Origin of the sequence: Chitinophaga pinensis DSM 2588 (assembly GCF_000024005.1) — a bacterium.
GTDB classification, from domain to species: Bacteria; Bacteroidota; Bacteroidia; order Chitinophagales; family Chitinophagaceae; genus Chitinophaga; species Chitinophaga pinensis.
This window is the reverse complement of sequence record NC_013132.1, coordinates 2,371,808-2,385,705: the sequence shown is the minus strand read 5'-3', so window position 1 is coordinate 2,385,705 and position 13,898 is coordinate 2,371,808. Positions and strand designations below refer to the sequence as shown.

Sequence of the window (13,898 nt, the reverse complement as noted above, 5' to 3'; positions counted from 1 at the left end):
TTATGCACGAGACCAAAGAAATAAATGCTTTGTTCCACCTGCTGGACGATCCCGATCAGGAGGTGTATGATACTGTTGCCAACAAGATTTTATTGTTTGGAAAAGAGATCATCCCTAATCTGGAAAATCTGTGGGAAAATACAGTGGATGAGTCTATCCAGGAAAGGATAGAACAGCTGATCCATCGTGTGCATTACAGCGATTTACAGGTAGCCCTTCAGCAATGGAGTAAAGCCGAAACGCCAGACCTCCTGCAGGGCGCTATTCTTGTAGCCCGCTATCAGTTTCCTGATATGCAACCCGGACAGGTGGTCGCTGAAATAGAACGGATCAAAAGGAATATCTGGCTGGAACTGAATAACTATCTCACGCCACTGGAACAGATCAATGTGCTCAACAGCATGATCTATAATTACTTCGGACTGAAAGGTGAAGAAGTAGCCTACGTGCGGAAGAACCAGTTTTTCATCAACCAGGTCATCGAATCCCGTAAGGGTAACCCGCTGACCAACGGTATCGTATACCAGAGTCTTTGCGCGATGCTGGACCTGCCCGTATACGCGGTGAATATCCCCCGCCAGTTCATCCTGGGTTATTTCGATACCTTCTATGACTTTAACGAAATGCCCAGACCAGACGATACCCGTATTCTGTTCTTTATCGACCCTATTCAGGGCCAGATCTACTCCCATCAGGACGTAGAAGGCTATCTGAAAAGGATGTCCATACCGGCTACTCCTTATTACTTTCAACCGCAGTCAAATAAACGCGTTATACAATTCCTGCTGGAAGAACTGATCAAATGCTTTCAGGACGATAAAGACGCCTTTAGAAGAGATGAACTGAAAACACTGATTAAACTGCTGGATGATAAACAACAGGAGGAATAAGACACTATCTGACGCATAAAAATCACGCTTACATATTAAAAAAGACGGCTCGCTGAATACGAGCCGTCTTTTTTAATTAGGAATTAGGAATTAACAATTAGGAATTAAAATTCTTAGCGCCGGCTGCATATATAAAAAAGGGAGCGCTTCTTCAGATCTGAAGAAGCGCTCCCTTTTTATATAATTTCAGACAATTAGAACAGACAATTCCTAATTGTTAATTCCTAATTCCTAATTATTTATTGGCCGGTTTACCCTGTAATTTTGGATAAGACAAGGCAATCAGGTCATTCATCACATTCACTGCTTCATCCAGATAGATATCTTTTTGTCTGAATTTCAACCAGTCTTTATTGCGTGCCAGTTTAGAAGAATCGCTGGCCAGTCTGTCCAGGTCAACTCTTAGACTAACAATGTTCAATTCTTTCACCTTGTCATTCACTGCGTCATAACGTTTCAGGGCATTGGTGTTCGTCTTCTGCTCTGCTTTATACGTCAGCATATTCAGTGAATACGTTTCCTGGCTTTCCATTTTCTTCAGGGTGGTGATATTTTCATTCATCATTTTGAATGCCTCACTGGAAGCCATACGTTTTTCGCTGCTTCTCTTCAGTGCATCTACAGGCACCGGATCGATCCAGGTAGTGTAAGGCGCTTTAGGAATTTCATCCCATGCCAGCGCATCATCATCTTTACGTTCTGCTACTTCATAATAAGGATCTGGCAGCAGGATATCGGAAGTCACACCTTTCAGCTGTGTAGAACCACCGTTTGCACGGTAGAATTTCTGCTGTGTCAGTTTGATCGCTCCCAGTGCCCCTATTTCCTTATTGGAATAGAAGTCGTCCAGGTTCAGCATACGCTGTACGGTACCTTTACCAAAGGTATTGCTACCAATGATCACCGCACGTTTGTAATCCTGCATGGCAGCAGCCATGATCTCAGAAGCGGAAGCGCTGTATTCATTCACCATGATGGCCAGCGGACCACCATACTGTACACTCTTATCACGGTCACGCAGGATCATCGGATCGCCGCTACGGGATTTTACCTGTACGATCGGACCTTCCGGAATGAACAGGCCGGCCATCTGTACAACATCCTGCAGGGAACCACCACCATTGAAACGCAGATCAAGAATAATACCTTCTACATTCTCTGCTTTCAGTTTGGTGATCTCTTTTGCAACGTCTTCTGCACAACGGGCGCCATTTCTGTCGTTGAAGTCTGCATAGAATTCAGGCAGATAGATATAACCCAGTTTGTGCTGGCCATTGATAATGGCTGATTTCGCAAATGTATCGTCGAGTACCACTTCATCACGCACGATGTCAATCACTTTCTGTGTACCATCTACACTCTTCACGGTCAGTTTCACCACAGAACCTTTGCTACCACGGATCAGTTTTACCGCATCTTCAACGGCATAACCGGTTACGTCTACAGGTTCTTTATCACCCTGCGCTACTTTCAGGATCGCGTCATTCGCTTTAAGACGACCGTCTTTCCAGCTGGCGCTACCAGTTACGATGCTGGTGATTTTAATCTTACCATCTTCTTCTTTCAGCTGAGCGCCGATACCGAAGAACTTACCAGCCATCTGCTCTTCAAATGCACGCTTTTCAGCAGGCGGGAAGAAGTCAGTGTGCGGGTCCATGGTAGTGGTGATCGCATTGATAAACAGGCTGAAACGTTCGTTATCATCCTGTTTGTTTTTCAAACGATCAAAGTAACGGTCATATACGCTTTTCACCTTCGTCCTTGCTTCTGCTTCCAGTTCAGCATCGGTCTTAGGTTTTTCGGCAGCTGCTTTATCTTTCTGATCTTTTTGTTTGTCGCGGCTTTCCTGTAACTCTACATATTTCTCCAGCACACGATATTTCAACACTTTCCTCCAGGCGTCCTTGCGGGCTTCCGCATCGGCAGGATAATCGATTTTATCAGGATCCAGTGTTACTTTTTCCTCTTTGCTGAAATCAAATGGCTGCGAGAGCAGTTCCGGATAGATCGCTGCTGCTTCGGTTACACGCTGTTTGATCAGCGTGTTCACCGCATTGAAGCAATCCAATGGAGCACCCTGCAGTTCATCATCGATATGTGTCGCGACTGTTTGCAGTCCCTGCACATCACTTTTCAGGAAAAACTTCTTCTCGGGGTCCAGGCTCTTCAGATATTTATCAAAAACTTCCTTTGAATAGGCGTCATTAATCTCCTTAGGCTGATAGTGTCCCTGAGTGAGTATTTGTCCTACCAGGCCCATGATCACTTCGTATCTGCCCGGAGGGTCTTGTTTATGCAGTTTGCTGAATGCTAAAACCCCCATTGAGATGGAGAGCAGGGCAACTGGTATAATCACTTTCATTCTTCTCATAGAAATCCAAAATTGAGCGTCATCAAATATAACATAAAATACCCCATCCAGTCAGAAGGGCAAATTGCTTTTAACAAAAGATTGAGAAACAGTATAATGCAGCTGAACATGCAATTGGCTCGCATTTAACAGGTTGCTACATTTTACCCCTTAACAGATGCCAAAACCAGACCAACTTCTATCAGGCGATTTTATATATAAAAATAAGCATCTTCTAGCGATTTTGTCTGACCGTTTATCAGATTAGCTAACCTCTCAATGCATCAAATACTGTATTTTTGTCACGGCTACAAAAAACTGCACAGTGGATAATCCGGCGACTATCAAGAACGACCCATACGCTTCGTTACGCATACCAGAATTCAACTATTATCTTGTCATCCGTTTTGCGCTGGTCTTCGCACTGGCCATGCAATTTACCATCGTTGAATGGAAAGTAAATGCCCTCACGCACGATCCTTTTGCCCTCGGTCTTATCGGACTTGCAGAAGTGATACCGGCAGTATTGATTGCGCCTTTCGCCGGTCATATTGTCGATAAACGGGAAAAAAGAGGTTTGCTGCTGCTGTGTGTCATTGCTTATATCATCATCGGATCGGGATTGTTCCTGCTTACCTGGGACAAAGCTGTAGAAGGTATCCCTACAAAATGGGTACTCAATATGGTCTATTTCCTCGTATTCCTCGGCGGTGTAGCCAGGTCTTTCCTTAGTCCGGCCAACTTCTCTCTCATGGCGCTGATCGTACCCAGAACCCTCTACGCCAATGCATCTACCTGGAGCAGCAGTTCCTGGCAGATTGGTGGTATGGCGGGACCGGCACTCGGTGGCCTGTTCATTTACTTCCTGGGTATCCACTGGTCGATGCTCCTTGTAGTAGGCGTCTTCTTTGCTCCTTTGTATTGCCTGATCAAGATCAAACCTAAACCGATCCATTATAAAGCCCAGGGCGAAAGCTTTGTCGATGGCCTGACCAAAGGCATGCGTTTCGTGTGGAAAACCAAAGTGGTATTGAATGCGATGGCGCTGGATATGTTTGCCGTATTGTTTGGCGGAGCAGTATCTATGCTGCCGATCTTTGCAACAGATGTACTGCATGTAGGTTCACTGGAATTCGGTTTCCTGCGTGCCGCCGTGGCGGTGGGCTCCCTGACGACCATGTTCGTACTGGCATACAAACCCCTGGTCTATCATCCGGGACTGAAGCTGCTGGCGGCTGTTTTCGGCTTCGGACTGTGTATCATCGTATTCGGACTTTCCACCAGTTTCCTGCTCTCCTTCTTTGCACTGCTGATCAGTGGCATGCTGGACGGTATCAGTGTAATTATTCGTCAGACCATCCTGCAACTGAAAACGCCCGACGATATGCGCGGTCGTGTAGCAGCGGTAAGCTCCATGTTTGTGGGTTCTTCCAACGAACTGGGCGCATTCGAAAGCGGCTTTATGGCCCGTTTGATGGGCCTCGTGCCTTCCGTAGTTTTCGGCGGATGTGTGACATTAGGAGTAGTTATCACCACCTATATCATTTCCCCCGCCATGCGTAAACTGGATCTCAAAGCCTGATCCCCCTAGAGTTTGGTGACTTTCTTCAGTTTTTCCAGCACATAAAATACTGCAGGACAGATCGTACTGTTCAGGTATGTAATATTGGGCCGCTTGATAAAATCAAAGCTGTCTGTATAAGGGTAATTTTCACAATCCCCGGGACGGGCATCATAAATGCTGCAATAGTTGTCAGCATCCAGGAAAGGACATGGACTGAATTTCACGACATAATCCCCGTCTTCATCCATCCGCAGGTATTGGTCGATAAATGCAGATTCTTTCATGCCCAGGTATTTGGAGATACGTTTGATATCGGGCATTTTAAAGCGCGGGCTGATCGTTTTGCAGCAATTGGCGCATTTCAGGCAATCCACATGACTGAAAGCTTCATCGTGCATATCCGGCAGTAACTTCTCTACGCCCCTTCCCCGCTTTGTCTGTAGTTTTTGCAGGAACTGCTTGTTGGCCTTCTGCTGCTCCTGGGCTTTCTGTTCCCAGTTAATAAGTAATTCGTCCATTTGCCGCAAAGATACGGATTAACAGCACCCTGCAAATAGTCCTTCAAAAGCCTTATCCGGCTTACGATCAGTACTATTTCCTTCGATTAAAACGTATAAATTCCGTTATTACGCCGCTATCTGTCCGTTCCGGAACGGACAGATAGCGGCGTAATAACGGCCTGATAAGGAGATAGTACGAAGAATCATTGATTTTATCGAAGCCAAGCGCCACTGTCAACAACTTACATTCCCATGACAATCCTCCTTTTCAGATTACCCGATTTATCACCGCAATTTCCCCAACGACCGGCGTGGTTTGGCCATTGTTAGAAAACAATATAGCTTTGCACATTCTTTTCAATCATACCTGCTTTACATCATGAATCTTTTTGATATACAACAGAATGAATTTGTTGGCCGTCACATCGGGCCAAATGAAGCTGAGACTAAACACATGCTGGATACCGTAGGAGTATCTTCCCTTGAAGAGCTGGTAAGCAAAACAGTGCCTGGAGCAATCCGTATGCAGCATCCGCTGGCGGTACCTCCTGCAATGAGTGAGAGCGATTACCTGCGTCATCTGAAAGACGTATCTCTGAAGAATCATGTATTCCGCAACTACATCGGACAGGGTTACTACGATACGATCACTCCAAGCGTGATCTTACGTAATGTGTTTGAAAATCCAGGATGGTACACCCAGTACACTCCTTACCAGGCTGAGATCGCTCAGGGTCGTCTGGAAAGTCTGCTGAACTTCCAGACTATGGTAAGCGACCTGACTGGTCTGCCTATCGCTAACGCTTCCCTGCTGGATGAAGCAACTGCTGCTGCTGAAGCAATGGCCATGTTCTTCAGCGCACTGAACAAAGACCACGACAAACTCTCCCGTCCGAAGTTCTTTGTTGATGCCAGCACATTCCCGCAAACAATCGACGTGATATACACCCGCGCTACCCCGCTGAATATCGAGGTAGTAGTAGGTAACTACAATACAGCTGCTATCGACGAATCTTACTTCGGTGCACTGGTACAATATCCAAACAGTCTCGGTGGTGTTGAAGATTACCGCAACTTCATCGAAAAAGTACACGCAGCTGGTGCATATGTAGCAATGGAAACTGACCTGCTGGCACTGACACTGTTGACTACTCCGGGCGAACTGGGTGCTGATGCAGCTTTAGGTTCCGCACAGCGTTTCGGTGTTCCATTAGGTTTTGGTGGTCCTCACGCAGCTTTCTTTGCTGTAAAAGATGAATTCAAACGTTCCATCCCGGGCCGTATCATCGGTGTGAGCATCGACGCACAGGGCAACCGAGCACTGCGTATGGCGCTGCAGACGCGTGAGCAGCACATCAAACGTGAAAAAGCAACTTCCAATATCTGTACTGCACAGGCACTGCTGGCTAACATGGCTGCTATGTACGCAGTATATCATGGTCCTAAAGGACTGAAAAACATCGCTACCCGCGTAGCAATCCTGGCTAATGCACTGGCTGAAAAGCTGAGAGCTAAAGGACTCGAACTGGGTGCTTCCTTCTTCTTCGATACCATTGAAGTACGTGTAAGCAACAGCGCTGCCATCAGAACAAAAGCGGAAGCGATTGGTGTTAACTTCTTCTATCCTGAAGCTGGACGTGTGATCATCTCTCTTGATGAAACCGTAACCATTCAGGATGTAAACGATATTCTCGGCATCTTCGAAGCAGGCGCTATCACCAGCGAAAGTCCTGAACTGAAAGCTACCAGCATCCCTGCAGGTCTGGAAAGAACTTCTGCATACCTGGTACACCCTGTCTTCAATACACATCACAGCGAGTCTGAAATGATGCGTTACATGAAGCTGCTGGAAAACAAAGACCTTTCTCTGAACACTTCCATGATCTCTCTGGGTAGCTGTACCATGAAACTGAACGCAGCTACTGAAATGATTCCATTAAGCTGGAGCCATTGGAGCAAGATGCACCCGTTTGCGCCTAAAACACAGACAGGCGGTTATCAGCAGATCGTGGATGAACTCAGCGATTACCTGTGTAAAGTGACTGCATTCGACGCTTGTAGCCTGCAACCTAACAGTGGCGCTCAGGGTGAATATGCGGGTCTGCTCGTAATCAAAGCGTACCACGAAAGCAGAGGTGAAGGTCACCGTAACGTGATGCTGATCCCGATCTCTGCACACGGTACAAACCCTGCTTCCGCTGTAATGGCTGGTTTCAAAGTAGTAGTAGTAAAAGCGCTGGAAAACGGTTACATCGATGTAGCTGACCTGAAAGCGAAAGCTGCACAATATGCGGCGAACCTGGCAGGTATCATGATCACTTATCCTTCTACATACGGTGTATATGAAGAAAGCGTAAAAGATATCTGTAATACTGTGCACGAATTCGGTGGACAGGTATACATGGATGGTGCAAACATGAACGCACAGGTTGGTCTGACCGCTCCTGGTCTGATCGGCGCTGACGTTTGTCACCTGAACCTGCACAAGACCTTCGCAATTCCTCACGGTGGTGGTGGTCCTGGCATGGGCCCGATCTGCGTAGGTAAACACCTTGCGCCATTCCTCCCAGGTCACGTAAGCCTGGATACCAAAGCACATACACAGGCAGTATCTGCAGCGCCTTATGGTTCTGCTTCCATCCTGCTGATCTCTTATGCATATATCCGTCTGCTGGGTTTTGAGGGGCTGAAAAAGGCATCTCAGTTCGCCATCCTGAATGCTAACTACATGAAGGCACGTCTGGAAAAAGCATACGATATCCTGTACAATGGTGTAAACGGTACATGTGCACACGAGTTCATCGTTGACCTCCGTCCATTCAAAGCTTCAGCAGGTATTGAAGCAGAAGACGTAGCAAAACGTCTGATGGACTACGGCTTCCACGCTCCTACCCTGAGCTTCCCTGTAGCAGGTACCATCATGATCGAGCCTACAGAAAGTGAAGATAAAGATGAACTGGACCGCTTCTGCGACGCGATGCTCTCCATCCGTGAGGAGATTGCTGCTGTTGAAAACGGTGCTGCCGATAAACTGAATAACGTACTGAAACATGCTCCGCATACACAGTTCGTAATCACTGCCGACGACTGGACACGTCCTTACACCCGTCAGCAGGCAGCTTATCCACTGGATTACGTGAAGCTGAATAAATTCTGGCCTTCTATCAGCCGTGTGAATAACACACATGGTGACCGTAACCTGATCTGTACCTGTGAGCCGGTTAGCTCCTATGCAGAAGCAGAAGCGTAAGAGATATTGAGCACTGAAGATAAAAGCCCCGGAGATTGAACCGGGCAAATAATAAAAGCGGCGGTATCGTAAGATATCGCCGCTTTTATTTTAAATATTGACCTATATATACCAGCAGACGTTAATCATATTTTGTTTAAAGTTGGTAAAATCAAATCAAGAGCATCTTTTATATAAGGCAATATTACTTTGCCAAGTTTAAAGACCTCAGTCGCGTATACCACTGGCTGATTCTCCACCTCTTCATAATGTGTTTCAGAATTAAGAATTGCTGATTGAATTGCTATAGGCATTGACCTACTATCAAACCCACCAGGAATCATAGTAGCTACATATTGCTTAAATGACAAGCCACTACGAATATGTTCTTCATTTGGGTTGTAATTAAAAAAATGATAATAGAGCCAGATTTCAAAACAGGGATTACTCTGCGCTATAAACCACATTGGTCCCGCCTCTCCGTTTTTATTACTACAATGATCACGGAGTGATGCAATCTTGTTCTTTTCATTCCATCTATCAGTATCAATAACAAACCAAACCTCATCTCCCTGCTCATGGCTTAATAGATAACGTGGCGACGGATCAAAAAATATTTTCTGGGTATTTTCCATCAATTTTGTGGGATCAGACAATCCATTTTCGGAGGGAATTGGAATAATTTCTATTGCTGAGGAAAAGCCTTGAAAGTATCTAAAGTATTCTATTTCTCGTTTTTCTCCTTCACAAAAGATATAGATTTTACGTGCATCTTTGCCAACCTCGACCTTCTGATAAACTTTGTTTCTACTCAGATATCTCATCTTTATTCCAATTAAGATCTCGTAGATTAGACAAAAATGGAATACCTCCATAACGTCCGTTCAAATACCCGTTTTCAATATTGATAGTGCTATGTACTTTATAATCACTTAATGAATATAGCTTGGATGCGCCTCCTAAATCTTTTTGTGCAAACCATATTTCATCCGTTCTTAAAATATCCTGATCTAATAAATTAGATTCATGAGTGGTAAAAATCATTTGTCCTTTTGCCTGAGGATCATGAGAAATTTTCCTGATAATTTCCTTTATTGTCAAAGGATGTATACTTCTTTCTATTTCATCAATGATATATACCCGTTCCTGATGAATGATATCCTGAAATGCGGGTATATAATCTATCAATCTTCTGGTACCATCAGATTCTAAAGAAACATTAAAGGGGACATTCTTTCCAGTAATTGTTTTATGATTAGTAACAAGTTTCTTTATTACAAGCTTCTCACCCTCTTTAACAAAAGACAATTCATCGCGTGACAAATGAGGCATTGGTATTACTCCATCAGGCAAATCTTTCATTCTTTCAATCAGCTGAGCTAATGTTTCATGCATTTCTGGAGTTTCTATATTCACTTTTTCAAAGAAATTTTCCCGAACAACTTCGATATTGGATACTCCGGTATTTAAACTTGGTAAGAACTCGTTCGCAAACGTTTTCATGTCCTGATCTATATCAAGGATGTCGGCAATTTCACCCGGCTTAGCATCTGGACTAATTACAATCAGATCATATCTAAACCAATTAACCACACGAGCAATATCAGGAAATTCTTTTTCATATTTTGTCGACAGAAATGATATTAGTACTTCATTTAATGGAACTAACTTCTCCGCTAAAACTTCAGCAAAAAGCTTGTTCTTCTCATTTAAAAGATATTCCGGATAAAATTTTATCTCTTGCTTTCCCTCAATAATTTCTCTTTCGAAAATTAGCTCATCCTCGGTTGATTTACTTTTAGCCAGATATTCATGAAGTATATTTTGCCCATCAAACGTAATGCTGTAATAATAAATAGACACCCCTGCAAATAATTCTATTGCTAAAGAGACAGGCTCAAGTTCATTCTCTTCTGATAGTTTAAATTTTAGATGTCTTGGATTAGTAGGTAATTTCCCATTTTCTATAATTTGATCCAGTAAACTGATTGCTTTAACTAAATTAGACTTACCGGAGCCATTAGCCCCATAAATTGCGCTAAAACGAAGTACAGCAATATCATTCAAAAGAGTTTTATGATGGAGTAGATTGGTAGTTCTATTAGGGAATAAGTTAAACTCCGTCTCTTCTTTAAAGGAAAAAAGGTTTTTAACAACAAATCTCAGAATCATTTTTGTGAATATTTCACGCAAAATACAGAAAATAAAAGTCATAGGCATAGCTTACAGGCTATATTCACAGCAAAAACGTGAAATTCTCACGGTTAAATTATTTAATTGGGTTTTTTGTTCGTGATTAAAAAACTTATCCTGATTACCAAGCATTTACTCATAACTGATACAAACTTATCCTCATTTCCATAATCACTATTATTAATTCATCAATATTTTACATATATTACATATAAGAAAAACCGTTATACTTATGCAGGACTACTCTTTTATGACCACTGAAGAGATCTTCCTCCTCCAGGATGCGTTGAAAAAAAACAAAAAGCAGATCTACAAATTCATATCGTTCGGTCTGCTGCTGGTGATCATCGCAGCTTTTGTACCTCATTTTTTCCTTAGCAAACGTCTCAGCGAAGAAGAAATTAATCAGTCTCTTTTCTCCTATAAAAACGCCTGGTTCTGGGTGTGGCTGATGTCTTTTGTGCTGGCCCTGATCTTTGCCCTGATCAAAGTAACAGATGTACGTTACTATACCATCAAAAAGGATCTTACCAAACTGGAAAAAGGACAGATTCAGGTACCGCTGGAAGCCGTCTACCAGGGCAACAATGAGATGCAGACCAGCTTCATTGTACAGCAGGAAGGGGTGAAGAAAAGAAAGCGGCTCTTCTATTGGATGCGTGGCCGTCTGGATGACTTCAGGACCGGTCAGCAGGTAGAGATTATATACGGACGTTACTCCCGTGTCATTCTCGCTATCACAAAGCTGTAAATTCATCATTAACCAACCATATCTGCCGCATGTAGCACTATCAACCTCTATTATAGGCAAGAGGCCAATCCTGCAAGGTTGGCCTCTTTTTTTTATATTTGACGATACTCCATCGTACATACCGCATATTTTATGAATATTGAGCAATTCCGGGAATACTGTCTGGCCCTGCCAGGCGTGACTGAAGAGTTTCCTTTTGGCGAAGAAATACTCGTATACAAGGTGAAAGGAAAATTATTTACCCTGACACATCTTGATAACTTCGAAACCATTAATCTGAAATGTGATCCGGAGATAGCTATAGAGCTGCGTGAGCGATATGATGGCGTTACACCGGGTTATCACATGAACAAGAAACACTGGAATACCATAGATGTACATTCCAATATCCCCAATAAACTGATACTTCAGTGGATAAAAGACTCTTACGACCTCGTTGTAAAATCACTGCCAAAAAAAGACAGGGAAAGCCTGTTATCTTAGCCATTATAAACCGTTCATTTTGCTTATGAGAAAATTGCTATCGCTGCTTGTTGCAGCGCTGATTTTGCACAGTTCCTGTGTAAAAGCCATCAACCAGGACTCACTATGGGTACGTGAGAACTATGTCAAAAAAGAGGTATATATCACGATGCGTGACGGTGTAAAACTGTTCACTTCCATCTATATGCCAAAGGACAAATCGGAGAAACACCCGATTCTCATGTCCCGTACCCCTTACTCCTGTGCCCCTTACGGTGAAGACAAATACCTGCCGCTCTGGAACAGTCACTTTCTGTCTTACCTGAAACAGGGATATATATTCATTCAGCAGGACGTAAGAGGACGCTGGATGAGTGAAGGTACTTTCGTTGATGTACGCCCTTTTAATCCTGACAAAAAAGGTAAACAGGATATCGATGAAGCCAGCGATACCTATGATGCGATCGACTGGCTGGTAAAGAACCTGGAAAATAACAACGGTAATGTTGGTATCCTGGGGATCTCCTATCCTGGTTTCTACTCTACTATGGCAGCACTGAGCGGTCACCCGGCATTGAAGGCGGTAAGTCCGCAGGCGCCGGTAACCGACTGGTTCCTGGGAGATGATTTCCACCACAACGGTGCATTCTTCATCACAGACGCCTTTGCTTTTTATACCAGTTTCGGTAAACCAAGACCTAAGCCAACCACCATCGGCCCCAGCGGTTTTGAGTACCACAATACGGATAACTATGACTTCTACCTGCGCACTGGTGCAGTAAAGAACTTTACCAGACTGATGGGCGACAGTATTGCTTTCTGGAAAGACCTCGTTGCACATCCTGACCTGGACAACTGGTGGAAAGCACGTAATGTAAGACAGTTCCTGACCAGCGTAAAACCGGCCATGCTGGAAGTAGGCGGCCTGTTTGATGCGGAAGACTGTTTCGGCGCCTGGAATACCTATAAGGCCATCGAAAAGCAAAGTACCAAAACCAACAACCGTGTTGTCATGGGCCCATGGTACCATGGACAATGGGCATCCAAAACAAACGATGGTTCCTCCCTGGGTAACGTACGCTTTGGCAGCGCTACCTCTAAATGGTATCAGGAAAATATTGAAGAGCCTTTCTTCAATTACTACCTGAGAGGCATCGGTACAGACAGTATCGCAGAAGCCACTGTCTTCTTCACCGGCGAAAACCAGTGGCGTAAACTGGCGCAATGGCCGCTGCCAGCACAGACGAAACCATTGTACCTGCAGGCAAATGGTAAACTGGATTTCAGTAAACCACTGAATGCAGACAGCTTTACAGAATATGTCAGCGATCCGGCTAAACCGGTACCTTATACCGAAGACATCCACTTCGACCGCACGATCTCCTACATGACCGACGACCAGCGTTTTGCGTCCAGACGTCCGGATGTGGCGACTTTTGAAACAGGCGTACTGACAGAAGATGTAACGGTAGCAGGACCACTGCTGGCGAAACTGGTTGTGAGCACCAGTGGTACAGATGCTGACTTCGTTGTAAAACTGATCGACGTATTCCCGAATGATTTCAGGTATGAAACAGACGCTCCCAGCGAGCACCGCAGACTGCCATCCCATACTTATCCGATGGGCGGTTATCAGATGCTGGTACGTGGCGAGATCATGCGAGGAAAGTACCGTAACAGCTTCGAAAAACCGGAAGCATTCAAACCGGATACACCGACAGACGTCAACTTCAATATACCTGACATCGCGCATACCTTCAAAAAAGGACACAAGATCATGGTACAGGTACAGAGCAGCTGGTTCCCGCTGGTAGACAGAAATCCGCAGGTATTTACCAACATCTATACCTGTGACGATAAGGACTTCCGCAAGGCGGATATCCGTATTTACCACGACGCGCGGCATCCGTCTCATATAGAATTGCCGGTAATCAAATAGTTACTAACTTGCAGGCCATT

10 protein-coding genes are annotated in these 13,898 nt (G+C 44.4%); 6 read left to right on the top strand and 4 right to left on the bottom strand.

Annotated elements, in window-relative coordinates; translation table 11 throughout:
- Positions 1-2: 2 nt before the first annotated feature.
- Positions 3-890: a transglutaminase-like domain-containing protein gene (locus tag CPIN_RS09810; RefSeq protein ID WP_012789626.1), complete on the top strand. Its 888-nt coding sequence runs from the start codon at positions 3-5 to the stop codon at positions 888-890.
- A gap of 235 nt (positions 891-1,125) precedes the next feature.
- Here the strand turns inward: CPIN_RS09810 and CPIN_RS09805 are convergent, their stop codons facing one another.
- Positions 1,126-3,261, bottom strand: coding sequence for a carboxy terminal-processing peptidase (locus tag CPIN_RS09805; protein ID WP_012789625.1), 2,136 nt, complete (start codon positions 3,259-3,261; stop codon positions 1,126-1,128).
- 304 nt (positions 3,262-3,565) lie between these two features.
- Between CPIN_RS09805 and CPIN_RS09800 the strand changes: the two genes are divergently transcribed.
- Positions 3,566-4,822: an MFS transporter gene (locus CPIN_RS09800; RefSeq protein WP_012789624.1), complete on the top strand. Its 1,257-nt coding sequence runs from the start codon at positions 3,566-3,568 to the stop codon at positions 4,820-4,822.
- 5 nt (positions 4,823-4,827) lie between these two features.
- Here the strand turns inward: CPIN_RS09800 and CPIN_RS09795 are convergent, their stop codons facing one another.
- Entirely contained in the window at positions 4,828-5,322 is a 495-nt protein-coding gene (locus CPIN_RS09795) for a YkgJ family cysteine cluster protein (protein WP_012789623.1), read from the bottom strand.
- Positions 5,323-5,683: 361 nt separating this feature from the next.
- Between CPIN_RS09795 and gcvP the strand changes: the two genes are divergently transcribed.
- A complete protein-coding gene (gene gcvP, locus CPIN_RS09790; protein ID WP_012789622.1) occupies positions 5,684-8,554 on the top strand; it encodes an aminomethyl-transferring glycine dehydrogenase in 2,871 nt (956 codons plus the stop codon).
- A 125-nt stretch (positions 8,555-8,679) separates the two neighbouring features.
- Here gcvP and CPIN_RS09785 read toward each other — a convergent pair whose 3' ends face one another.
- Positions 8,680-9,357, bottom strand: coding sequence for an RloB family protein (locus CPIN_RS09785; RefSeq protein WP_012789621.1), 678 nt, complete (start codon positions 9,355-9,357; stop codon positions 8,680-8,682).
- Positions 9,341-10,747: an AAA family ATPase gene (locus tag CPIN_RS09780; RefSeq protein ID WP_187294750.1), complete on the bottom strand. Its 1,407-nt coding sequence runs from the start codon at positions 10,745-10,747 to the stop codon at positions 9,341-9,343. Before CPIN_RS09780 ends, CPIN_RS09785 begins: the two co-directional genes overlap by 17 nt.
- A gap of 211 nt (positions 10,748-10,958) precedes the next feature.
- Here CPIN_RS09780 and CPIN_RS09775 point away from each other — a divergent pair, with 211 nt between their 5' ends.
- The 3 genes from CPIN_RS09775 (at position 10,959) to CPIN_RS09765 (ending at position 13,878) form a co-directional block, all read left to right on the top strand.
- Positions 10,959-11,477 carry a hypothetical protein gene (locus CPIN_RS09775; RefSeq protein ID WP_012789619.1) on the top strand — a complete coding sequence of 173 codons (519 nt, stop codon included), beginning with the start codon at positions 10,959-10,961 and terminating at the stop codon, positions 11,475-11,477.
- A gap of 132 nt (positions 11,478-11,609) precedes the next feature.
- Entirely contained in the window at positions 11,610-11,960 is a 351-nt protein-coding gene (locus tag CPIN_RS09770; protein WP_012789618.1) for an MmcQ/YjbR family DNA-binding protein, read from the top strand.
- Between the two features lie 25 nt (positions 11,961-11,985).
- Positions 11,986-13,878 carry a CocE/NonD family hydrolase gene (locus CPIN_RS09765; RefSeq protein ID WP_012789617.1) on the top strand — a complete coding sequence of 631 codons (1,893 nt, stop codon included), beginning with the start codon at positions 11,986-11,988 and terminating at the stop codon, positions 13,876-13,878.
- Positions 13,879-13,898 lie beyond the last annotated feature (20 nt).

What these genes read in the sequence shown, in the direction of transcription:
- CPIN_RS09775 (WP_012789619.1), top strand. Translation starts at nt 10,959, where the DNA reads ATGCAGGACTACTCTTTTATGACCACTGAAGAGATCTTCCTCCTCCAG.
- CPIN_RS09770 (WP_012789618.1), top strand. Translation starts at nt 11,610, where the DNA reads ATGAATATTGAGCAATTCCGGGAATACTGTCTGGCCCTGCCAGGCGTG.
- CPIN_RS09785 (WP_012789621.1), bottom strand. Translation starts at nt 9,357, where the DNA reads ATGAGATATCTGAGTAGAAACAAAGTTTATCAGAAGGTCGAGGTTGGC.
- gcvP (WP_012789622.1), top strand. Translation starts at nt 5,684, where the DNA reads ATGAATCTTTTTGATATACAACAGAATGAATTTGTTGGCCGTCACATC.
- CPIN_RS09805 (WP_012789625.1), bottom strand. Translation starts at nt 3,261, where the DNA reads ATGAGAAGAATGAAAGTGATTATACCAGTTGCCCTGCTCTCCATCTCA.
- CPIN_RS09795 (WP_012789623.1), bottom strand. Translation starts at nt 5,322, where the DNA reads ATGGACGAATTACTTATTAACTGGGAACAGAAAGCCCAGGAGCAGCAG.
- CPIN_RS09765 (WP_012789617.1), top strand. Translation starts at nt 11,986, where the DNA reads ATGAGAAAATTGCTATCGCTGCTTGTTGCAGCGCTGATTTTGCACAGT.
- CPIN_RS09780 (WP_187294750.1), bottom strand. Translation starts at nt 10,747, where the DNA reads ATGACTTTTATTTTCTGTATTTTGCGTGAAATATTCACAAAAATGATT.
- CPIN_RS09810 (WP_012789626.1), top strand. Translation starts at nt 3, where the DNA reads ATGCACGAGACCAAAGAAATAAATGCTTTGTTCCACCTGCTGGACGAT.